General features: G+C 68.4%; 16 protein-coding genes, 4 tRNA genes and 1 pseudogene. 15 read left to right on the top strand and 6 right to left on the bottom strand.

Features of this window, described 5'->3' with window-relative positions; genetic code table 11:
* The first annotated feature begins 51 nt into the window (after positions 1 to 51).
* The gene (locus ABD974_RS15330; RefSeq protein ID WP_345304205.1) at positions 52 to 1248 is read left to right on the top strand and encodes a hypothetical protein; all 1197 of its coding nucleotides are present in this window, start codon (positions 52 to 54) and stop codon (positions 1246 to 1248) included.
* Positions 1245 to 2054 (top strand): glycosyltransferase family 2 protein, encoded by an 810-nt coding sequence (locus ABD974_RS15325; protein ID WP_345304204.1) that lies wholly within the window; start codon positions 1245 to 1247, stop codon positions 2052 to 2054. Before ABD974_RS15330 ends, ABD974_RS15325 begins: the two co-directional genes overlap by 4 nt.
* A gap of 191 nt (positions 2055 to 2245) precedes the next feature.
* On the opposite strand, the gene ABD974_RS15320 is transcribed toward ABD974_RS15325, so the two are convergent.
* The 3 genes from ABD974_RS15320 to hemA all read right to left on the bottom strand — a co-directional run bounded on the left by ABD974_RS15320 (position 2246) and on the right by hemA (position 5395).
* Entirely contained in the window at positions 2246 to 2779 is a 534-nt protein-coding gene (locus ABD974_RS15320; protein WP_345304203.1) for a pyridoxamine 5'-phosphate oxidase family protein, read from the bottom strand.
* 191 nt (positions 2780 to 2970) lie between these two features.
* Entirely contained in the window at positions 2971 to 4056 is a 1086-nt protein-coding gene (prfA, locus tag ABD974_RS15315) for a peptide chain release factor 1 (protein ID WP_345304202.1), read from the bottom strand.
* Positions 4028 to 5395: a glutamyl-tRNA reductase gene (gene hemA / locus ABD974_RS15310; RefSeq protein WP_345304201.1), complete on the bottom strand. Its 1368-nt coding sequence runs from the start codon at positions 5393 to 5395 to the stop codon at positions 4028 to 4030. The genes prfA and hemA overlap by 29 nt, the downstream gene beginning before the upstream one ends.
* An 83-nt stretch (positions 5396 to 5478) precedes the next feature.
* Here hemA and ABD974_RS15305 point away from each other — a divergent pair, with 83 nt between their 5' ends.
* The 8 genes from ABD974_RS15305 (at position 5479) to ychF (ending at position 12651) form a co-directional block, all read left to right on the top strand.
* A complete protein-coding gene (locus ABD974_RS15305; protein ID WP_345304200.1) occupies positions 5479 to 7209 on the top strand; it encodes a tetratricopeptide repeat protein in 1731 nt (576 codons plus the stop codon).
* Positions 7206 to 7841, top strand: a complete 636-nt coding sequence (lolB, locus tag ABD974_RS15300; protein ID WP_345304199.1) for a lipoprotein insertase outer membrane protein LolB — start codon at positions 7206 to 7208, stop codon at positions 7839 to 7841. The genes ABD974_RS15305 and lolB overlap by 4 nt, the downstream gene beginning before the upstream one ends.
* Complete coding sequence (gene ispE, locus ABD974_RS15295; protein ID WP_345304198.1) at positions 7838 to 8749, top strand: 4-(cytidine 5'-diphospho)-2-C-methyl-D-erythritol kinase; 912 nt, start codon at positions 7838 to 7840, stop codon at positions 8747 to 8749. The genes lolB and ispE overlap by 4 nt, the downstream gene beginning before the upstream one ends.
* Before the next feature lie 83 nt (positions 8750 to 8832).
* Positions 8833 to 8908 (top strand) — tRNA-Gln (locus tag ABD974_RS15290).
* A 66-nt stretch (positions 8909 to 8974) separates the two neighbouring features.
* Positions 8975 to 9934: a ribose-phosphate diphosphokinase gene (locus ABD974_RS15285; protein WP_345304197.1), complete on the top strand. Its 960-nt coding sequence runs from the start codon at positions 8975 to 8977 to the stop codon at positions 9932 to 9934.
* 122 nt (positions 9935 to 10056) lie between these two features.
* Positions 10057 to 10713, top strand: a complete 657-nt coding sequence (locus ABD974_RS15280) for a 50S ribosomal protein L25/general stress protein Ctc (RefSeq protein ID WP_345304196.1) — start codon at positions 10057 to 10059, stop codon at positions 10711 to 10713.
* Positions 10714 to 10898: 185 nt separating this feature from the next.
* Positions 10899 to 11477, top strand: a complete 579-nt coding sequence (gene pth, locus ABD974_RS15275) for an aminoacyl-tRNA hydrolase (RefSeq protein WP_345304195.1) — start codon at positions 10899 to 10901, stop codon at positions 11475 to 11477.
* A gap of 82 nt (positions 11478 to 11559) precedes the next feature.
* Positions 11560 to 12651 (top strand): redox-regulated ATPase YchF, encoded by a 1092-nt coding sequence (gene ychF, locus ABD974_RS15270; protein WP_345304194.1) that lies wholly within the window; start codon positions 11560 to 11562, stop codon positions 12649 to 12651.
* Positions 12652 to 12827: 176 nt separating this feature from the next.
* On the opposite strand, the gene ABD974_RS15265 is transcribed toward ychF, so the two are convergent.
* From ABD974_RS15265 to ABD974_RS15255, 3 genes are all read right to left on the bottom strand, one after another.
* On the bottom strand, positions 12828 to 15908 hold the full coding sequence (locus ABD974_RS15265; RefSeq protein ID WP_345304193.1) for a TonB-dependent receptor domain-containing protein: 3081 nt from the start codon (positions 15906 to 15908) through the stop codon (positions 12828 to 12830).
* Between the two features lie 94 nt (positions 15909 to 16002).
* Entirely contained in the window at positions 16003 to 17076 is a 1074-nt protein-coding gene (locus tag ABD974_RS15260; protein ID WP_345304192.1) for a FecR family protein, read from the bottom strand.
* Positions 17048 to 17665 (bottom strand): RNA polymerase sigma factor, encoded by a 618-nt coding sequence (locus ABD974_RS15255; protein WP_345304191.1) that lies wholly within the window; start codon positions 17663 to 17665, stop codon positions 17048 to 17050. The genes ABD974_RS15260 and ABD974_RS15255 overlap by 29 nt, the downstream gene beginning before the upstream one ends.
* Positions 17666 to 17807: 142 nt before the next feature.
* Here ABD974_RS15255 and ABD974_RS15250 point away from each other — a divergent pair.
* The 5 genes and pseudogenes from ABD974_RS15250 to ABD974_RS15230 all read left to right on the top strand — a co-directional run.
* Positions 17808 to 18347: pseudogene (locus ABD974_RS15250) on the top strand (cyanophycinase); the annotation flags it as partial.
* A gap of 480 nt (positions 18348 to 18827) precedes the next feature.
* The gene (locus ABD974_RS15245; RefSeq protein ID WP_345304450.1) at positions 18828 to 19781 is read left to right on the top strand and encodes an isoaspartyl peptidase/L-asparaginase family protein; all 954 of its coding nucleotides are present in this window, start codon (positions 18828 to 18830) and stop codon (positions 19779 to 19781) included.
* 112 nt (positions 19782 to 19893) lie between these two features.
* A tRNA-Tyr gene (locus ABD974_RS15240) sits at positions 19894 to 19979 on the top strand.
* A gap of 59 nt (positions 19980 to 20038) precedes the next feature.
* Positions 20039 to 20112 (top strand) — tRNA-Gly (locus ABD974_RS15235).
* 70 nt (positions 20113 to 20182) lie between these two features.
* Positions 20183 to 20258, top strand: a tRNA-Thr gene (locus ABD974_RS15230).
* Positions 20259 to 20346: the final 88 nt, after the last annotated feature.

Raw genomic sequence — 20346 nt, 5'->3', positions numbered from 1 at the left:
GGATGTATGGGGGGACTCCATGAAGATCGGACACGGACACCGGGGGCGCCCATGAGCGCGACGCTCGTCGCCGTGCTTGCGGCGCTCGCGCTCGGCCTCGTCGCGACGGCGGTGGTCGTGCGCGACATGCGCAGGCGCAACATGCATCTGTGGCTGGGCGATTATCTGCGCCGCCGCGCGCCGGTGGCGACCGATCGGCCGGTGCACGTGATGTTCTGCTTCGTCGACCACTTCGAACCGATGTGGAAGGGCGCCGACCTGGAGACGCAGCGCCGCCGCGTCGACCGCTGGTGCGCGGAGTATCGCGAGATGGCCGGCCGCCACCGCGATGCCGACGGCCGTCCGCCGCAGCACAGCTTCTTCTATCCGGAAGAGGAATACGCCGAGGAGCACCTCGACAAGATCGCGGCGCTGTGCGGCGACGGCTTCGGCGAGATCGAGGTGCATCTGCACCACGACAACGATACCGAGCCGAATTTCCGCGCGTCGATCGGACGCTTCTGCAAGACCCTGCACGAGAAGCACGGCGCGTTGCCGCGCGACCCCGAAACCGGGCAACTGCGTTTCGGCTTCATCCACGGCAACTGGTGCCTGGACAATTCGCGCGCCGACGGTCGCTGGTGCGGGCTGAACAACGAACTGATCCTGCTGCGCGAGCTCGGCTGCTATGCCGATTTCACCCTGCCTTCGGCGCCGAGCGACACCCAGACCGCGGCCGCGAATCGGATCTATTACGCCACCGACGATCCGCATGCGCCGAAATCGCACGATCACGGCGATCCGGTGAAGGTCGGCGGCGGCACCCGCGGCGATCTGATGATCGTGCAGGGCCCGCTGGGCCTGAATTGGCGCGAGCGCCGCCTCGGCGTGATGCCGCGGATCGAGAACGCCGACATCCGCAGGAACTGCCCGCCGACCGAAGCGCGCGTCGACCTGTGGGTCAAAACCGGCGTGCACGTCGAAGGGCGTCCGGACTGGATCTTCGTGAAGATCCACACCCACGGCACCCAGGAACACGACATCGACACCCTGCTGGGCGAACCGGTGGACGCGATGCATCGCTATCTCGAAAGCCGCTACAACGACGGCGTGCGCCACGTGCTGCACTACGTCACCGCGCGCGAGGCGTACAACATCATCAAGGCCGCGGAAGCGGGCGAGCAGGGCGACCCCGGGCAATACCGCGACTATCTGTTGCCGGCGCCGCGATCGTCGTGGATCGGCGGACGCAGGATGCGCGGCGCGTGAGCGACGCGGCGACGAACGTCGGCGCCATCGCCGGGACGGCGAAAGTGAGCGCCATCGCCGGGACTGCGAAAGTCAGCGTCGTCATGCCGGCGTACAACGCCGCCGCCACGCTGCGCGCATCGATGGATTCGGTGTTCGCGCAGACCCACGCCGATGTCGAGCTGCTGCTGATCGACGACCGTTCGAAGGATGCGACCTGGGAGATCGTGCAGGAAGTCGCCGCGCGCGAGCCGCGGCTGGTGCCGATCCGCATGCCGCAGAACGGGGGCGTCGCCGACGCGCGCAACGCCGGGCTGGAGGCCGCGACCGGCAGCCACATCGCGTTTCTGGACAGCGACGACCGCTGGCTGCCGGAGAAACTCGCGCTGCAACTGGCGCACCTGCGCGCGATCGGCGGCGCGATCAGTTACACCGCGTACCGGCGCTTCGGCGAAGACGGACGCACGCTGTCGCTGGTGCGGCCGCCGGCCGAGGTCGGGTACGCCGACATGCTCAAGAGCAATCGCATCGGCAACCTCACCGGCCTGTACGACCGTGCGCTCGGCGAGGCGCGGTTCCAGCGCATCGGCCACGAGGACTACGTGTTCTGGCTGCAGATGGTGCGTCGCGCCGGTATCGCCCGCCGGGTGCCGACGGACGCGCCGCTGGCCGAGTATCTCGTCCGCAGCGGTTCGCTGTCCGCCGACAAGCGCCGGGCCGCACGCTGGCAGTGGAACATCTACCGCAACGTCGAAGGCCTCGGCCGCGTGCGCGCGGCGTGGTATTTCGCGCACTACGCAGCGATCGCGGTGGCGAAGCGGCGGTAGCGATGTTGGTGCGCACGCGTATCGGGCAGGGCGGCCTTCAGGCCGCCGCATCCATGGGTAGAGCGGGCTTCAGCCCGCTGTTCAATGCCGCAAACGCAGCGACCTGGTTTTCAATCGCCGAATGGCGGGTCAGGCCGCTTTACCGGAAGCCACCGTGTGGCGGGGGTGCGTCGGCCTGCGTTGCTGCGTTCTCACGCCATCATTTTCGGCTCGATCACCGCGTTGTCGTTCATCACGCCCGGATTGCCGGTGATGGCTGCGGCGGCGAGATAGAGCATCTTGCCGACGATCGTGCCCGGCCCGTTCCAGTATTCCGCACGTTCGATTTCCACCCGGATCAGGCTCAGGTCCGGATCGTCCTTGCCCTGCGGAAAGAAGATCGACATCGCCGGCGACCACAGGGCATCGATGCGCGCCTGGTCGCGGACGAGCCGTGCCGGGCCCGAGATCGAGACGTAGCTGTTGTCGCGGCGGTCGGCGTAGCCGAGGCCGACGTGCGGGTTGTGGCGGATTTCCTGGGCCTTGTCGCTGCTCGCGGCGGTCGCGAACCAGAGCACGCCGTCGGCATCGAAGTCGAGGGTCTGCACCGGCCGCGAAATCACCGTGCCGTCGGCGGCGACGGTCGTCAGCATCGCGATCTGCAGATCGTCCACGAGCTTGCGGAGAGTCTCGAACTGCGCGATCTGATCCTGGGCGATGGGGGACTGCAGTGTCGTGTCTTGCATGGCGGCGCTCCTGTGGTGTCGGAGCGACATTGGATCGCCGCATGGATGAACGCTGCCGCGACAGTCGACGCGCGGCCGGCGGTTTAACGCGCAGGCAACGGGATAGCCATTTTTTCGTGATGGAAACGGCCTTGCGCGATGCATGGCGCACGACGCATCGTGCGAGATGCGCGCGTGCGGAAAGACGGCGATCAGGCCGCGGCGGTCAGCCGCGCGAGTTCGTCCGCCTGGTGCTCGCGCGCGAGGCGCTCGATGAGGCCGTCGATGCCGCCTTCCATGATGTTCGGCAGATCGTAGAGGGTGAGGCCTTCGACGCGATGGTCGGTGATCCGGCCCTGCGGAAAGTTGTAGGTGCGGATGCGCTGGCTGCGGTCGCCGCTGCCGACCTGCAGCTTGCGTTCCTGCGCCTGCGCGGCTTCGCGCCGGCTGGTTTCGGCTTCCAGCAGCATCGCCTTCAGGCGTTTCATCGCCTTGTCGCGGTTGGCGTGCTGGCTGCGTTCGGTCTGCGATTCGACGACCACGCCGCTGGGCAGATGGGTGATGCGGATCGCCGAGTCGGTCTTGTTGACGTGCTGGCCGCCGGCGCCGCTGGAGCGGAACGTATCGACCCGCAGGTCCACCGGATTGATCTCGATCTCGATCTCGCCGGCCTCCTCGGCGATGATCGCGACCGTCGCGGCGGAGGTGTGGATGCGGCCCTGCGATTCGGTCTCGGGCACGCGCTGCACGCGATGGGTGCCGGATTCGAACTTGAGTTTCGAGTACGCGCCGCGGCCGTCGACGCGGGCGATGATTTCCTTGAAGCCGCCGTGTTCGCCGGGGCTCGCGGATTCCACCTCGACCTTCCAGCCCTGGCGTTCGGCATAGCGCGCATACATGCGGAACAGGTCGCCGGCGAAGATCGCGGCCTCGTCGCCGCCGGTGCCGGCGCGCACTTCGAGATAGATGCCGCCGTCGTCGCGCGCATCCTTCGGGATCAGTTGCGCCATCAGCGCATCGTCGAGTTCGCTCAGGCGCGCCTGCGCCGCGACGATCTCTTCCTCCGCCAGTTCGGCGAGTTCGGGGTCGTCGCGCATGGCTTCGGCGGCGGTCAGATCAGCCCGCGCCTGGCGTTCGGCGGCGAGGCCGGTGGCGATGGGTTCGAGCTGCGAAAACTCGCGCATCAGCGCCCGATACCGGGCGGCATCGTTCACCGTCGCCGGATCGGCGAGCAGGCGTTCGATTTCCTCGCGGCGCTCGGCCAGCGCTTCAAGCTTGCGGCGCAGGGTCGGCGTCATCGCGGGGCGCGTGGGGTTCGGGATGCAGTCCGCGGTCGACCGCATCGGCCAGCCGGCTGTGGGCGATATGGTGCGGGAACAGTTTTTCGGCCGCGCGGACGATGTCGACATCGCCGTTGAGCGCGGCTTCGCGCAGGGCCGCGGTGGGTGCGTGCAGCAGACGGTTGGTGAGGGTGTGCGCGAGCTGGTTCAACACCTCGGCCGGATCGTGGCCGGCGGCCAGCATCTGCTGCGCCTTGGCCAGCGACTCGTCGCGCACCGCTTCGCCGTGCGCGCGCAGTTGTTTCAGCGAACCGTTGTGGGCGCTGGCGTTGAGCGTTTCGACGAAGCGCGACACCTGCAGTTCGATGATGGCCTCGGCGGCGTCCGCGGCTTCGCGGCGGCTGCGGCGGTTGTCTTCGATCACCCGTTCGAGATCGTCGACGGTGTAGAGGAACACGTCTTCCAGTTCGGCCACGTCCTCGGCGATGTCGCGCGGCACGGCCAGATCCAGCAGCAGCATCGGCCGGTGCCGGCGGCGTTTCAGCGCGGCGGCGACCTGGGCGCGATGCAGGATCGGGTCGCGCGCGGCGGTGGCCGAGAACACGATGTCGGCCTCGCCGAGGTGACGCTCCAGTTCGGTCAGCGGCAGCGCCACGCCGCCGCAGCGGCTGGCCAGTTCCTGGGCGTGGGCGAGGGTGCGGTTCGCGAACAACAGCCGCTTTGCTTTCGCCTGCACCAGATGCCGCGCGGTGAGTTCGATGGTTTCGCCGGCGCCGATCAGCAGGATGGTGCTGTCCGACGGCCGGGCGAAGGTGTCTTCGGCCATGCGCACCGCGGCGGAGGCCACCGAGACCGGATTGGCGCCGATGCGGGTGTCGGTGCGCGCGCGCTTGGCGGTGACGAAGGCGTGCTGGAACAGGCGGTCGAGGCGGTTGCCCAGCGTGCCGGCGGTGCGCGCGGCGGCCCAGGCCTGCTTCACCTGGCCGAGGATCTGCGGTTCGCCGAGCACCAGCGAATCCAGGCCGGTGGAGACCCGGAAGAGGTGACGGACGGCGGCATCGTCGCGGTGTTGGTAAAGATAGTCGTGCAGCGCCAGCGGCGCCCGCCCACCGCCCGCGCTGCCGCCGTCCTGCGGATTCGCGGCCAGCCAGTCGGCCAGCGCGTCGCCGTCGCCGCCGGTCAGGGCGTAGATCTCGGTGCGATTGCAGGTGGACAGCAGCGCCACTTCCTCGACCCCCGGCAATCCGCGCAGCGCGGCCAGGGTCGCCGGCAGGGCATCTTCGGAGAACGCCACCCGTTCGCGCAGGGCGACCGGCGCGGTCTCGTGGTTGATGCCGAGGGCGATGAGATGGGACATGCGGGCGTGACGACCGGGACGGGTCCGTTCAGGCGGTTCGGGTAAGCTGGCGATTCCGCATAGTTTACGGCCCAACCTTGCCGATGCCCGCATCCCCGTTCTCCCTTTCCCGGCGCGGACGCCGGGCGTCGCGGTTCCTCGGTCTGGCGCTGGCGCTGGCGAGCGTGGCGGCATTCGCTGCCGATCCAGCCGAGGGCGACCCGCTGGCGCCGGCGATGGCCGGCGAATACGCGCTGCAGGCGGGCAAGCTCGACGAAGCCGCCCGCTGGTACCTCGACGCCGCCCGCGCCGCTCCGGGCGATGCGGTCCTGGCCGAGCGCGCCACCCGCATCGCGCTGCTGGCCAAGGACGACGCCCGCGCAGCCGCCGCGCTGAAACTCTGGCGCGCCAGCACCGAACGCTCGCCGGCGATGCGGAATGCCGAGGCCACCCTGGCCCTGCGTCGCAAGGACGAGCGCGCGGCCTTCCGCGAACTGCAGATCCTGATGCGCGGCGAGCGCGGCCAGGCGCCGGACAAGGACGGCTGGCGTTATGCGCTGCTGGCGCTCGACGCCGGTTCCGGCGACCCCAAACTCACCGGCCGCCTGCTCGGTCGCCTCATCGATTCGATTCCCGACGAACTCAACGCCTGGCTGGCCTTCGGCGAGTTCTCGCAGCAACTGCAGCGCAACGACCTCTCGGAACAGATCGTCGCCCGGGTCGTCGCCAAATTTCCCGACGAACCCGCGGTGGCGCTGCTGCGCGCCAGCCAGCTGCGCGAAGCCGGCAAGGAAGACGAGGCCCGCAAGGTGCTCGCCGCGCTGCTGGAATCCCCCCGGGGCTCGCCGGAACTGGTGTATGCGGTCGCCCGCGAATACAGCGAACTGGGCGATCACGTGCGCGCCGCCGAGGTCATCGCGCGCGGCCCGCAGAACGAGCGCAGCTACACCCTGCGCGCGGCGTATCTCGCCCAGGCCGACGACAAGCCCGGCGTGGGTCGGGTCTACGACGAACTGAAGCGCGATTCCGCCGCGCCGGACCCGCAGCGTAGGCTGCTGCTCGGCCAGATCGCCGAATTCATCGAACGCCACGACGAGGCCCTGGAGTGGTACGCCAGCGTCCCGGGCGGCCCGCAGCGCTGGCAGGCGCGGCTGCGCAGCGCGACCGTGCTGCACAAGCTCAAGCGCGGCGAGGAAGCGTTCGCCCGCCTGCGCGAACTGCAGGCCGACGCCGACGCCGAGGACGAAACACGGCGCGACGCCTATCTGCTCGAAGCCGAACTGCACAAGGACGACGGCAAGCTCGATGCGGAACTGGACAGCTTCGCCCGCGGGCTGGCCGCGTTTCCGGACGATGTGCAACTGCTCTACGCCCGCGCGCTCATGTGGGAGCGCCGCGACGACATTCCGCGCGCCGAGGCCGACTTCCGCACGATCCTCGCGACCGACGCCGACGATGTGAACGCGCTGAACGCGCTGGGTTACACCCTGGCCGACCGCACCGAGCGTTATCAGGAAGCGCTGGAATTGATCTCGCGCGCCATCGCCGCGCAGCCGGACAGCGCCGCGATCATCGACAGCTACGGCTGGGTGCTGTATCGCCTCGGCCGCAACGAGGAGGCGCTGACCGAACTGCGCCGCGCCTATACCAAACAGAAGGACGCGGAGATCGCCGCCCACGTCGCTGAAGTGCTGTGGGTGCTGGGACAGAAGGACGAGGCCCGCAGATTCTTCGAGGAATCGCGGAAGATCGATCCCGAAAACCGATCGCTGAAGCGCGCGATCGAAAAGACCGGCGTGGTCCTGCCGCCGCTGCCCGCGAAGCCGGCGGCATGACCCTGCGACTGGCCGTTTTCGGTTTCGTCGTCGCGCTCGCCGGTTGCGCCACGACCGCGCCGACCCGGACCGCACCGCCGCTGTCGGCCGAGGCGTTGGCCGAGCGCCAGCGCATCCGCGGCGAATGGCTGTCGCTGTACGAGACCTGGTCGTTTTCCGGTCGCGCCGCGATCAGCAGGGGCGACAAGGGCGGCAGCGGGCGGATCGAGTGGGAGCAATCCGGGCCCGACCGCTACAGCATCGCGCTCAGCGCCCCGGTCACCCGGCAGAGCTGGCGCCTGAGCGGCGATCTGCGCTCGCGCGCCGGCCGGATCGAAGGTCTCGATGGCGGCCCGCGCGAGGGCGCGTCCGCCGAGGATCTCCTGCTGCAGACCACCGGTTGGCGGGTGCCGCTGCAGCAGCTCGGGAGTTGGGTGCGCGGCGCCCCGGCGGCCGGCGTCCCTGTCGAGTCGGTGGTGTACGACGCCGAAGGCCGGGTCGCGGAGCTGCGTCAGTCCGGCTGGACCGTGCGCTATCCCGAATGGCGTCCCGGCCCGGCCGGGCAGCCGGATCTGCCGGCCAGGATCGAAGCCCAGGCCGGCGATGCCCGGGTCCGGCTGGCGATCGAGGACTGGACCTTCGCCAGCCCATGAGTGCGGCGCCGATTGACGACGACCGGTCTGCGGACGGTTGGTCCTCTTGGCCGGCCCCGGCCAAGCTGAATCTGTTCCTGCGCATCGTCGGTCGCCGCCCCGACGGGTACCACGAACTGCAGTCCGTTTTCCGTCTGCTGGACTGGGGCGACACCCTGCGCCTGCGGGTGCGCGACGACGGCCGGATCCTGCGTCATGGCCCCTCCGTCCCGGGCGTCGAAGCGGCCGATGATCTGACGGTGCGGGCGGCGAAGTTGCTGCAAACGACAGCCAACGTCGCGCTTGGAGCGGATATCGCCGTCGAAAAACGCATTCCCGCGGGCGGCGGCCTTGGCGGTGGCTCCAGCGACGCCGCGACCGTGCTCCGGGTGCTGGACCGGCTCTGGGGCTGCGGGCTGGGCGCCGATGCCCTGGCCGATCTCGGCCTGCGTCTGGGCGCGGACGTGCCGGTGTTCGTGCGCGGCCGCAATGCCTGGGCCGAGGGGCTGGGCGAACGCCTGACCCCGCTTGAGCTGCCGCAGGCCTGGTATCTGCTGGTCGCGCCAGGCGTGCATGCCGCGACCGCGGCCCTGTTCCAAGCGCCTGAATTGACGCGAAATGCCCCAGCCGCGACAATATCCGACTTCGTTTCGGACCCATTCCTGCAAGGGCAGGCGCTCGGCAACGCGTTCGAGCCGGTCCTGCGTCGCCGCGAACCCGCCGTCGAGGCCGTGTTCGAGGGCTTGCGCAGTGTCGGCACACCGCGTCTGACCGGTTCGGGCAGCGTGTGCTTCGTCGAATTCGCCGATCGCGGATCCGCCGAGCGTGCGCTGTCCGTGATGATGGCCCAACGGCTTCCCGGCGTCGCCGCCTGGGTCGCCGCAGGCGCCTCGCGCTCGCCGCTGCTGGATGCGCTCGGAACGGACTGACGGACCGCGCGAGCGGGCCGTCGGAAGTCGACGGTACGGCCGCGTTCCCGATGGAACGATGCCCGCATCGCCGGCTTCAACGAAGGGGCGTCGCCAAGTGGTTAAGGCACCGGGTTTTGATCCCGGCATTCGTAGGTTCGAATCCTTCCGCCCCTGCCACACCCGATGGAATCCCGCTCGCGGGGTTCCACCCTCCCGCCACGGTCAGAGCGAAGCGGAGCCACCATGCAAGACGATCGTCAGTTGTTGATCTTCTCCGGCAACGCCAACCGCCCGCTGGCCGAGGCGGTCTGCAGGGAGCTCGGCGTACGCCCCGGCAAGGCGCTGGTCACGCGCTTCTCCGACGGCGAAGTGCAGGTCGAGATCGAAGAGAACGTGCGCCGCCAGGAAGTGTTCGTCGTGCAGCCGACCTGCGCGCCGAGCGCCGAGAACCTGATGGAGCTGCTGGTGATCATCGATGCGCTGAAGCGCGCTTCGGCCGCCAGCGTCACCGCGGTGGTGCCGTATTTCGGCTACGCCCGCCAGGATCGTCGTCCGCGCTCCTCGCGCGTGCCGATCACGGCCAAGGTCGCCGCGAAGATGTTCACCGTCGCGGGTGCCGACGGCGTGCTCACGGTCGATCTGCACGCCGACCAGATCCAGGGGTTCTTCGACATCCCGGTCGACAATGTGTATTCGTCGCCGCTGCTGCTCGCCGACATCTGGCGCGCCTACGGCACCGACAACCTGATCGTGGTGTCCCCGGACGTAGGCGGCGTGGTCCGCGCCCGCGCGATCGCCAAGCGCCTCGACGACGCGGACCTCGCGATCATCGACAAGCGCCGCCCGCGCGCCAACGTCGCCACGGTGATGAACATCATCGGCGACGTGTCCGGCAAGACCTGCGTGCTGGTCGACGACATCGTCGACACCGCCGGGACCCTCTGCGCCGCCGCGGCGGCGCTGAAGGCGCAGGGCGCGCAGCGGGTGATCGCCTACTGCACCCACCCGGTGCTGTCGGGACCGGCGATCGACAATCTGAACAAGTCGCAGCTGGACGAACTGGTGGTGACCGACACCATCCCGTTGTCCGAAGCGGCCCGCGGCTGCTCCCGCATCCGCCAGCTCGGCGTCGCCGAACTGCTCGCCGAAACGATCCGCCGGGTCGCGTTCGGCGAATCGGTCAGTTCGCTGTACGTCGACTGATATTGCTGTACCACGTTTTTCCGACGTCCGCGTCTGCGGGCATCGAGCCGGCTTCTCTGGTCGCGGAGAAGTCGAATCACCGCCGCGAGGCGGTTCATCGCAAGCAAAAGTGAGCAATCGAAATGGCAACAACCCACGAAATCAAGGTCGAACGCCGCACGGACGAAGGGAAGGGTGCGAGCCGCCGCCTTCGCCATGCCGCCAAGATCCCCGCCATCGTCTACGGTGGCGAACTCAAGCCGGTCAGCATCCAGATCGACCATGAAGCCATCTGGCTGGCCAGCCAGCACGAGTGGTTCTACTCGTCGATCCTCGACCTCAGCCTCGGCGGCGACGTGCAGAAGGTGCTGCTGCGCGACATGCAGCGCCATCCGTTCAAGCAGCAGATCATGCATCTGGACTTCCAGCGCGTGAACGAGAACGAAGCGCTGCGCACCGCGGTGCCGCTGCACTTCCTCAACGAAGACAAGTCGCCGGCCGGCAAGTCCGCCGAAGTGGTCGTGACCCACGAGCTGAACGAAGTGGTGATCGAGTGCCTGCCGCAGGATCTGCCGGAGTACATCGAGATCGATCTGTCCGAGCTCGCCGTCGGCGACATCGTGCACCTGTCGGACCTCAAGCTGCCGAACGGCGTGTCCATCCCGGAACTCAAGCTGGGCAAGGAACACGATCTGGCGGTGGTCATCGCCAAGCACGGCAAGGAAGAAGCCGAGTCGGCCGACGCGCCGGCCGCGGCCGAAGTGCCGGCCTCCAAGGTCACCAAGAAGGACCAGAAGTAATCGTCGCCCCGCGACGATTATTCGCGGCATTCCTGTAGGAGGGGCTTCAGCCCCGAGCATTACCCCACGCGCGCGTAGGAGGGCCCCTCAGGCCCGAGATTTACAAAGATCACGGCGATGTGTTCGGAAAAAGCTCGGGCCTGAAGGCCCTCCTACGGAATTCCGCGATCCGATCGACAAGGCTTATGACAGGTTTGCGCCTCATCGTCGGGCTGGGCAATCCCGGTCCCGAACACGCCAGAACCCGGCACAACGCCGGGTTCTGGTTTGTGGACGCCCTCGCGCAGCAGTGCGGGGGTCGTTTCGGGCTGGAGAGCAAACTGTTCGGCGAGACCGCCAAGGTCGAGATCGGTGGCCAGAGCGTCTGGTTGCTGAAGCCCGCGACCTACATGAACCTCAGCGGCAAATCGGTCACCGCCGCGCTGCGCTACTGGAAGATCGAGCCGGAAGAGATGCTGGTCGCCCACGACGAGCTGGATCTCCCGCCCGGCGTCGCCCGCTTCAAGTTCGATGGCGGCCACGGCGGCCAGAACGGGCTCCGCGACATCATCAAGCTGCTCGGCCACGGCAAATTCCACCGCTTGCGGGTCGCGATCGGGCATCCGGGTCACAAGGACAAGGTCACGCCGTGGGTGCTGGGCCGCCCGGGCAAGGACGACGAGGCGCTGATCCTGCGCGCCATCGACGACGCGCTCGCGGCGCTGCCGCTGGCGGTATCCGGCAACCACATGGACGCGATGACGAAACTGCACACCCCCAGGTGAGGGCAGACGTCGGCGGCCGGTTCCTGCCGGGATCGGCCGCCGACGTCTGACTTTACGAGTCGCTCCGGAACCAGGAATCGCCATGGGCATCAAATGCGGCATCGTCGGTCTGCCGAATGTCGGCAAATCGACCCTCTTCAACGCCTTGACCAAGGCGGGCATCGCCGCGGCCAACTTTCCGTTCTGCACGATCGAACCGAACGTCGGCATCGTGCCGGTGCCGGATCCGCGCCTGAACGCGCTTGCGGAAATCGTCAAGCCGCAGAAATGCATTCCGACCGCGGTCGAGTTCGTCGACATCGCCGGTCTCGTCGCCGGCGCGGCCAGCGGCGAAGGCCTGGGCAACAAGTTCCTCGCCCACATCCGCGAAGTGGACGCGATCACCCACGTGGTCCGCTGCTTCGAGAACGCGGACGTCATCCACGTCAACAACAAGGTCGATCCGATCGCCGACATCGAGACCATCGATACCGAACTGGCGCTGGCCGATCTGGAATCGGTCGAGAAGGCGCTGCAGCGCGCCGAGCGTTCGGCCAAGACCGGCGACAAGGATGCCAAGGCGCGGGTCGAGGTGTTGGCGCGGGTTCGCGCCGGTCTCGACAGCGGCAAGCCGGCGCGCGCGCTGGGCCTGTCCGACGACGACAAGGCGGCGGTGCGCGATCTGTTCCTGCTCACGCTGAAGCCGGTGATGTATGTCGCGAACGTGCTGGAGGACGGCTTCGAGAACAACCCGCATCTCGACGCCGTGCGCGCCCGCGCGGCGGGCGAGGGCGCCGAAGTGGTGCCGGTGTCGGCCGCGATCGAGGAAGAGCTGAGCCAGCTCGACGACGCCGACCGCGACACCTTCCTCGCCGATCTCGGTCTGGACGAGCCCGGGCTGAACCGCGTCATCCGCGCCGCCTACAAGCTGCTGGGCCTGCAGACCTATTTCACCGCCGGGGTGAAGGAAGTCCGTGCCTGGACCGTCAAGGCCGGTTCGACCGCGCCGCAGGCCGCCGCGGTGATCCACACCGATTTCGAGAAGGGCTTCATCCGCGCCGAGACCATCGGCTACGACGACTACATCAAGTACCGCGGCGAATCCGGCGCCCGCGACGCCGGCCGCCTGCGCCTGGAAGGCAAGGAATACCGGGTGCAGGAAGGCGACGTGCTGCACTTCCGCTTCAACGTCTGATCCGCACCGTCAAACGTTGACACCACGCCCCGCCTCGCGCGGGGCGTTCCGTTTGCGGGAGCCGCCGCGAAACCCCTGCGCGCACTCGCCCGATCCTGATGACGCGCCAAAAAAGAGGCCCTCCCGTCGCCGGGAGGGCCTGTCGCATCCGTGGGGGAGGCGGGGTCGAGGTCGTGTCAGCGGGCCGTGCCGCCGAACTTCCAGGTCAGGTTGACGTAGACGCTGCGGCCGACCGAATCGAACCACGCGGTGTCGTAGTACGGATAGGCGGTGTAGGTCGCGTCCTCGGGCGGCATCTTGTCGAACAGGTTGTTCACCGCCAGCGACATCTGCACCGCATCGCTGAAGCGATAGCCGGCGCTGAGGTTGTAGCGCCAGGTCGCGCCGATCCACGGGCTGCCGCCGTCTTCGGGATCGTAGACCTGATCGTACGAATCCGAGTTCGGCAGCTTGCCCAGACGCTGGCCGTGCAGGCTCGCCGACCAGCGATCGAGACTCCAGGCCACGGTGGCGCTGGTCTTGGTGCGCGGGATGTCGAAGCCGCTGTTCACCGCGAGCTGATCTTCCACCGGGTCGCCGTCGTACTGCTGATAGTCGTGCTCGCGTACCCAACTGTGGTTGGCGCCGAAGCGGAAATCGCCGAAACGCGTCGACAGCCGGTAATGCGCGCTCAGATCGACGCCGCTGGTGTTCTCGCGGGCGACGTTGATCGGATTGACGTACACGCCGTACAGGTCGCCGTTGACGCGGGTGATGCGGGCGAGGGCATCGACGCAGGTCGGCGAGGCCGGATCGAGATCGCCCAGACGGCAAGCGGCTTCGTTGCGCAGGATCTCGGCGACGCTCATGTCCTGCACCTGGTCGCGCATGCGGATGTCGAAGTAGTCGAGCGACAGGTCGAAATCGGCGGTGGGCGACCACACCAGGCCCATGGTCCACGACGTGCTGGTTTCGGGTTCGAGATCGCGATTGCCTTCGCGGGTGCGGATCAGGCCTTCTTCGTAGTCGGAGCAGTCGCTGGCGCCGGGATCGTCGTTGAGGCAGTTGTAGTAATCGATGCCCGAGGTCTCGTCGTTGCCCAGACCGGCATAGAGATAGTGCAGATCGGCGGCGCGGAACGCGGTGCCGTAGGAGCCGCGCACCAGCAGCGATTCGATCGGGCGCCATTCCAGACCGGCGCTGTAGGTGAACTTGCCGACCTCGTTGCCCGAATAGCGGTACTGGTCGTAACGACCGGCCACGCTCAGGTTCACGCTTTCGTGCAGCGGCATGCGCACTTCGCCGGCCGCGGCCCAGCGGTTGCGGCTGCCGTGGCCGTCGGAATCCTTCCAGCTGTAGTAGTAGTACTGGGTCGCCAGCGGGTCCGGGTTGAGATCGTAGGACTGGTTGCCGAACTCGACCACGCCGGCGAAGCCGACCGGGCCGGCCGGCATCGCGAACAGCTCGGTATTGGTGACCGTGAGCGACAGGGTGTCGGTGCGCGACTTCGGCTGGTAGGTGGTGCGCGCGGCGATCGAATCGTATTCCTGACGGGTCAGCGGGGTGTAGAGCCGCGACGGGTCGGCGTTGAAGATCGGGAACAGGCCGCCGTCGCCGTCGTCGTAGACGCCGAGCTGCGGACCGAGGAAGAGAGCATTGGCGCGCGCAGCCACGATCTGCGGCCAGCCGATGGTGGCCCGGTACTGCGAATGGCTGAGCGTCGCTTCGTAGTCCCAGTCATCGGCGAAGGTGCCGGCGACACCGGTGGCGAGGCTGAAGGTCTTCTGCGTATTGCGGATCATGCCGCGATCCAGCCCGCCCATTTCTTCCGGGCTGAACTGGCGCTGCCAGTATTCGATCTGGTCGGTCGCCTGGTTGAAGAAATAGCCGTCCTCGTTGCCGTCAGGCGCCTGGTAGCTCCAACTGGTCACATCGCGGAACAGGCCGAGCTTGTGATAGCCGAGCTGCACGTCGGCGAACCACGACATGCCGTTGCCGAAGCTGTAATTGAACGAGCCGTAGGCGTTGACGCCCTTGCGTTCGCTGATGACGGTGCCGTAGCCGATCGACTCGGTGCTGCCACAGTAGTAACCGTCGTCGCCGTCGATGCCCCAGCCCGGACGGACGCTGTAGCCGGTGCTGCCGCCGTTGAGGTTGGACAGCCCCTCGCAGGTCGCCTGGCCCGGGTCGAGATATTCGTCGTACCAGTTGGTGCGCAGGAACGCGCGACGCGCGATCCGCGAACGCGAGGTGGGACCGTCGAGCGTCGAATCCTGGATGTCGCGCTCATAGGCCCATAGCGGGCGCTGGTGCTGCAGTTCAGCGCCGAACACGGCGCTGAAATTGCCGCGCTGGATGCCCGAAGTCAGGCTGACGTCCACCGATTCGCCGCCGCCTCGCGTGGTGTCGCCGTAGCGCACGTCGACGATGGTGCCATCGGCCTGCTTCTTCAGGATGAAGTTGATCACGCCGGAGATGGCGTCGGAGCCGTAGACCGCGGAGGCGCTGCCGGTCAGGACTTCGACCCGTTCGACCATGCCCAGCGGAATGTTCGAGACATCGGTGAAGTTGCTGCGGCCCTTGAACGGCATCGGGAAGTCGGCGATGCGACGGCCGTTGACCAGCACCAGGGTGTGGTTCGGGCCGAGGCCGCGCAGATCGACCTGCTGCGCGCCGGGGGAGAAGTCGGCGCCGCTGGCGGACTGCTGGCTCTGGGTCTCGCCGCTGTTCTGGGTGATCGAGCGCAACACCTCCGGCACCGTGGTGAATCCGCCCGCCTCGATGTCGCGGGCGGAAATCACCGTGACCGGCGCAGGGCCTTCGATCTGGGTCCGCGGGATGCGCGAACCGGTCACCTCGACGCTTTCGAGTTCTTCGGGCGGCGCGGCAACGGGCGGGGGCTCCGCGGCGCCACCGGAGGGTTCATCCTGCGCGGGGGCGGCAGGCGCGCGCCGGGGCGTGTCGCGCCGCACGATGACCACCGCGCCGGACTCTGGGTCGCGGCGCGAGACGAAACCGCTGCCGCGCAGCAGGCCTTCCAGTGCGGCGTCGGCGGAAGGCGCGCCCTGGACGCCGCCTGTGCGCAGGCCCTTGAGTTGATCGGAGCGGTAGACCAATTGCGTGCCGGACTGTCGGGCCAGCGTGTCGAGGGCGGCGCGCAGTTCGCCGGCAGGCACCGAGATCGGGCCGGTGGTGGAGCCGGCGGCCCCCTGGGCTTGCGCCTGCAGCGCCACGGTGCAGGCCACGCTCAACAGCAACAGACGGAACGGTCTCAGCATTGGTTTCCCCTTCGTACGTCCGGCCCGCGAAGCGCAGGCCACCCGACACCATCAAGACGAGCGAACCCGGCGAATCCCCACTCGCCCGGCCGGCTCAGCGACTGTGGAGCACGATCAGATCGCCGCGGCGCTCCGCGCGCACCCCGAAGCCCTGTTCGAGCAGGCGCACGAAACCGTCCACGTTCGACCAGCGCAGATTGCCGCCGATGCGCAGGGCGGCGGCCTCCGCATCGCCCATCACCAGCGTCGTCCCGCCGTAGCGGTTGAATTCGGCCGCGGCCTCGGCCAGCGGCGTGTCTTCGAAATGCAGATAGCCGCCGCGCCAGTCGAGCGCGCGCTCGGCTTCCGCAACGGTGCCGGTACGCACCAGCACGCCGTTGCGGGTGGCCAGGGCGGTGCTGCCGGCCGGCAGCAGGGTCACCGGCGTGGGCGGTTGCCCCGGCACCGGGTCGGACTCCAGCCGCACCAGCCCTTCGGTGACGACCACCCGCAGATCGGGGCCGTCGCGGCGGACCGAGAACCGGGTGCCCACCGCCACCACCCGGCGGGCATCGGCCGCGACCACGAACGGCCGCGCGCGGTCCTTGGCGGCATCGAAGAAGGCCTCGCCGCTGCGCAGATCGATCCGTCGCTGGCCGCGGGACATCGCGACCTCGATGCGGCTGCCGCTGCTCAGCGTGGCCTGTGAGCCATCGGTCAGCCGCACATCACGCAGGCGGCCGATGCCGCTGGAATAGGTGGCGGTGTCGGCGCGGGCGAGGTCGCGCCAGCTCCACGCGGCCAGTGCGCCGCATATCACGACGGTCGCGGCCAGCCCCGCCCGCAGCCACCGGCGCGGCGGCGGTGGCGGCCTGCGCGGGGAGAAGGTCAGGGCGTCGGGCCGTTCTACCCAACCGGTCTCGTCCGGCGAGCGCTCGGCGGTGGCGCTCGATGCCCGTGCCGCGCGCGGCGGCGGTCCCGACGTCGCGCGGCCGGCGGCAAGTGCTTTCAGCCGCCCGCTCTCCATCCACGCGGCTTCCAGGCGCAGGAACGCGACACGATGTGCGGTGGATGCGGCGAGCCAGGCGTCCAGTCGGCCGGCATCCGCCTCCGACCAGTCGCCGGCTTCGCGCTGCGTCAGCCAGGTCGCGGCGGTCTGCTCAATCCGTCCGCTGCTGTCCGCGCTCATGTCCGTCCTCCTGCCCATGCATCGCACTGCGGTCCGCATCGCGTCCGCTTTCGCCGGCATGATCGGCGTGCGCGGCCGCATCGCCGCCGTAGAAGTGATCGGCGATCAGGCGGATGCCATTGGCGACGTGCTTTTCCACGGTTTTCTCGCTGATCCCCAGTCGCGATGCGACCACCTTCTGCGGCAATTCCTCGACCCGGCGCAGCCACAGCACTTCCCGGCAGCGCTCGGGCAGGCGATCGAACGCCTCGCCGAGTCGCCGCAGGGCCTGGCGCCCGCCGAACCTGCGTTCGGGAGACACCTCATCCACCAAGACGTGCAAGGGCTCCAAATCACCCATCGTCTCGATCGACACGACCCGCCCGCGGCGCAGCCGGTCGGTGACCAGATTGCGGGCACTGGTGAACAGGAAGGATTTCGGCGAGGCCGGCAGCCCCTTCGCGGCGGCCTCGTAGACCCGCACGTAGACTTCCTGACGCAGGTCGTGGATCTCGTCGCGATGCGGCCAGCAGCGCCGCAGGTGGCGCATCAATGCCTCCTCGTGGACGAGGATCTCGCGGACGAACCATTCGTCGAGCGGGCTGCGCATCCACGAACCATAGCGGATCGCCGGCGCGCGTGGTCGCCACATCCTGCGGCGGAGGGAAGATGCCCGTCCGTTCGTCTACTGTTCGAACGCAGTCCCGGGCGTGGCCCGCACGCCGTCCGTTCGCCAGGTGAGGAGAGGTCGCATGAAACGCCCCGTTGTTCATCGCAGGTTCCGCCAGTTCGCGCTTGTGTCGATCGCGGCGCTGCTGCTCGTGCTGTTCGCCCTGCCGGCGGCGGCCCGCGATTACCGGCGGTACATGATCGGCGATCCGACTGCGCCCACTCCCGGCCGGGTCGAGCCCGGCCTGCTGCTGATGGGGGGCGGCGACCGCAATTTCGATGCGCTGCGCTGGTTCCTGAAGAAGGCCGGCAACGGCCATCTGGTGGTGCTCCGCGCATCGCAGGCCAACGAAGTGGCCGAGGAGTTCTACCGCGACGTCGGCGGCATCGCGTCGGTCGAGACCTTCGTGTTCAAGGGCCGCGGCTCCTCGGACGACCCGAAGATGCTCGCCAGTCTCGCCCGGGCCGATGGCATCTTCATCGCCGGCGGCGACCAGGCCCGCTATGTCCGCTACTGGAAAGGCACGCCGGTGGCGGCGGCGCTGGACGCCCATGTCCGCGCCGGCAAGCCGATCGGCGGCACCAGCGCCGGGCTCGCGATCCTCGGCGAATACCTCTACGGCGCGATGGACAACGGCAGCATCCGCAGCCCCGAGGCGCTGGCCGATCCGCTCGGCCCAGCGGTCACCATCGAACAGGATTTCCTGCACATCGAGCGGCTGAAGGGCGTCGTCACCGACACCCATTTCAAGGAACGCGACCGTCTCGGCCGCCTCTTCGCCTTCGTTGCCAAGGCCGAAATGATGACCGGCTCGCCCCGGCGCGGCCTGATCGGTCTGGGCGTGGACGAAAGCGCGGCGCTGGTGGTGGAGGGCGACGGCAGCGGCCGGATCTACGCCACCGACCCGGCCGGCAGCGCCTGGCTGGTCCGTGGCGGCTTCGCCGAGGCCCAGGTCATCGGCAAGCCGCTCGCGCTGCGCCGGGTGGAGGTGATCGGAATCGGTGCCGGTTCCGTGGTCCATCTGCCCGAAGGCCGGGTGGAGGCGCCGATTTTCCAGCGCGCCTATCGCGTGTCCGGAGGCCGGCTGGGCGAAGTCGCCCCGATGATGCTGGCGATCCACGGCGGTGCCGGCGTCGAACGCCGCGACCTGTCGCCGGAGGACGAGCGCGACGCCCGTGCGGCGCTGGCGCTGGCGCTGCGCCGCGGCCATGCCGAACTGAAGGCCGGCAAGCCGGCGGTGGACGCGGTGATCGCCGCCATCGCCGTGCTGGAGGACGACCCGCATTTCAACGCCGGTCGCGGCGCGGTCTTCACCCACGACGGCCGCAACGAGCTCGATGCCTCGATCATGGACGGCGCCACCCGCAAGGCCGGTGCCGTGGCTGGCGTCCATCGGGTCAAGAACCCGATCCTGCTGGCGCGGGCGATCATGGACCGCTCCGAGCACGTGATGATGATCGGCGACGGCGCCGAGGCGTTCGCCAAGGCGCAGGGCGTGGAGCTGGTCGATCCGGCCTGGTTCCGCACCGAAAAACGCTGGCAGCAACTGCAGCGACGGTTGCGCGAGAAGGAGCAGGGGGCGATCGACCACGGTCGCCCGGGCCGCCATTTCACCGGTACGGTCGGCGCGGTGGCGCTCGATACCCGCGGCGCGCTGGCCGCCGGCACCTCCACCGGCGGCATGACCGACAAACGCTACGGGCGGGTCGGCGACGCTCCGATCATCGGCGCCGGCACCTGGGCGGACGATCTGTGCGCGTTTTCGGGCACCGGCTGGGGCGAGTTCTACATCCGTGCCGCCGCCGCGCATGCGGTCTGCAGCCGCATGCATTACCTGAACGAAGGGCCGGTCGAGGCCGGACATGCGATCATCAATGCCGAAATTCCGGGCATGGGCGGGGATGGCGGCGCGATCGTTCTGGGTGCCGATGGCCGCATCGGCATGCCGTTCAACACCGAAGGCATGTTCCGCGGCTGGATTGGCGTCGACGGCGAACCGCACATCGCCATCTATGCCGGCGATCCGTTGTCGCTGCCCGCCGCGTCATCCCCCTGAATCCACGGGGCTGACACCGGAATGCATCCGCAAGCGTTGACAGCAAATCCGAGTGCCGTCAGAATTGCGGGCTGTTTTCACCGTGTACTGTTTTACCGGACGTTGTTCAGCCGGAGGGATACCCAAGCGGCCAACGGGGGCAGACTGTAAATCTGCTGGCTTACGCCTTCGGTGGTTCGAATCCACCTCCCTCCACCATCTCCGCGCCGGTCGGCAAAGGGGTGGCGCCGAAGCTGGATGCGTCAGTTCCGCACGATGCGGGAGTAGTTCAATGGTAGAACCTCAGCCTTCCAAGCTGATGGTGCGGGTTCGATTCCCGTCTCCCGCTCCAATGCGGCGCCTTGAACGACCCGGTCGCCGGCACCAGATCCGGTAGCGTTACCCGGTATCACCACATCGTTGCTCACGTAGCTCAGTCGGTAGAGCACCTCCTTGGTAAGGAGGAGGTCGAAGGTTCGATTCCTTTCGTGAGCACCACCTCATCGTCAACCCAGTTGAGTTCAAAGAGAAGCAATCATGGCCAAGGGTAAGTTCGAGCGCACCAAGCCTCACGTGAACGTGGGGA

The organism is Lysobacter hankyongensis (genome assembly GCF_039543145.1).
In the GTDB taxonomy this organism is placed as follows: Bacteria; Pseudomonadota; Gammaproteobacteria; order Xanthomonadales; family Xanthomonadaceae; genus Lysobacter_I; species Lysobacter_I hankyongensis.
Note: the sequence above shows the minus strand (reverse complement) of the source record. Positions and strands in the feature narration are given on the sequence as shown.

Bases quoted from the DNA above. Each gene is read 5' to 3' on its own strand.
- ABD974_RS15260 (WP_345304192.1), bottom strand. From the start codon at position 17,076: ATGAGCGCGGACAGCAGCGGACGGATTGAGCAGACCGCCGCGACCTGG.
- ABD974_RS15320 (WP_345304203.1), bottom strand. From the start codon at position 2,779: ATGCAAGACACGACACTGCAGTCCCCCATCGCCCAGGATCAGATCGCG.
- ABD974_RS15330 (WP_345304205.1), top strand. From the start codon at position 52: ATGAGCGCGACGCTCGTCGCCGTGCTTGCGGCGCTCGCGCTCGGCCTC.
- ABD974_RS15265 (WP_345304193.1), bottom strand. From the start codon at position 15,908: ATGCTGAGACCGTTCCGTCTGTTGCTGTTGAGCGTGGCCTGCACCGTG.
- ispE (WP_345304198.1), top strand. From the start codon at position 7,838: ATGAGTGCGGCGCCGATTGACGACGACCGGTCTGCGGACGGTTGGTCC.
- ABD974_RS15255 (WP_345304191.1), bottom strand. From the start codon at position 17,665: ATGCGCAGCCCGCTCGACGAATGGTTCGTCCGCGAGATCCTCGTCCAC.
- ABD974_RS15280 (WP_345304196.1), top strand. From the start codon at position 10,057: ATGGCAACAACCCACGAAATCAAGGTCGAACGCCGCACGGACGAAGGG.
- ABD974_RS15245 (WP_345304450.1), top strand. From the start codon at position 18,828: ATGATGCTGGCGATCCACGGCGGTGCCGGCGTCGAACGCCGCGACCTG.
- prfA (WP_345304202.1), bottom strand. From the start codon at position 4,056: ATGACGCCGACCCTGCGCCGCAAGCTTGAAGCGCTGGCCGAGCGCCGC.
- pth (WP_345304195.1), top strand. From the start codon at position 10,899: ATGACAGGTTTGCGCCTCATCGTCGGGCTGGGCAATCCCGGTCCCGAA.
- ychF (WP_345304194.1), top strand. From the start codon at position 11,560: ATGGGCATCAAATGCGGCATCGTCGGTCTGCCGAATGTCGGCAAATCG.
- ABD974_RS15305 (WP_345304200.1), top strand. From the start codon at position 5,479: ATGCCCGCATCCCCGTTCTCCCTTTCCCGGCGCGGACGCCGGGCGTCG.
- hemA (WP_345304201.1), bottom strand. From the start codon at position 5,395: ATGTCCCATCTCATCGCCCTCGGCATCAACCACGAGACCGCGCCGGTC.
- lolB (WP_345304199.1), top strand. From the start codon at position 7,206: ATGACCCTGCGACTGGCCGTTTTCGGTTTCGTCGTCGCGCTCGCCGGT.
- ABD974_RS15285 (WP_345304197.1), top strand. From the start codon at position 8,975: ATGCAAGACGATCGTCAGTTGTTGATCTTCTCCGGCAACGCCAACCGC.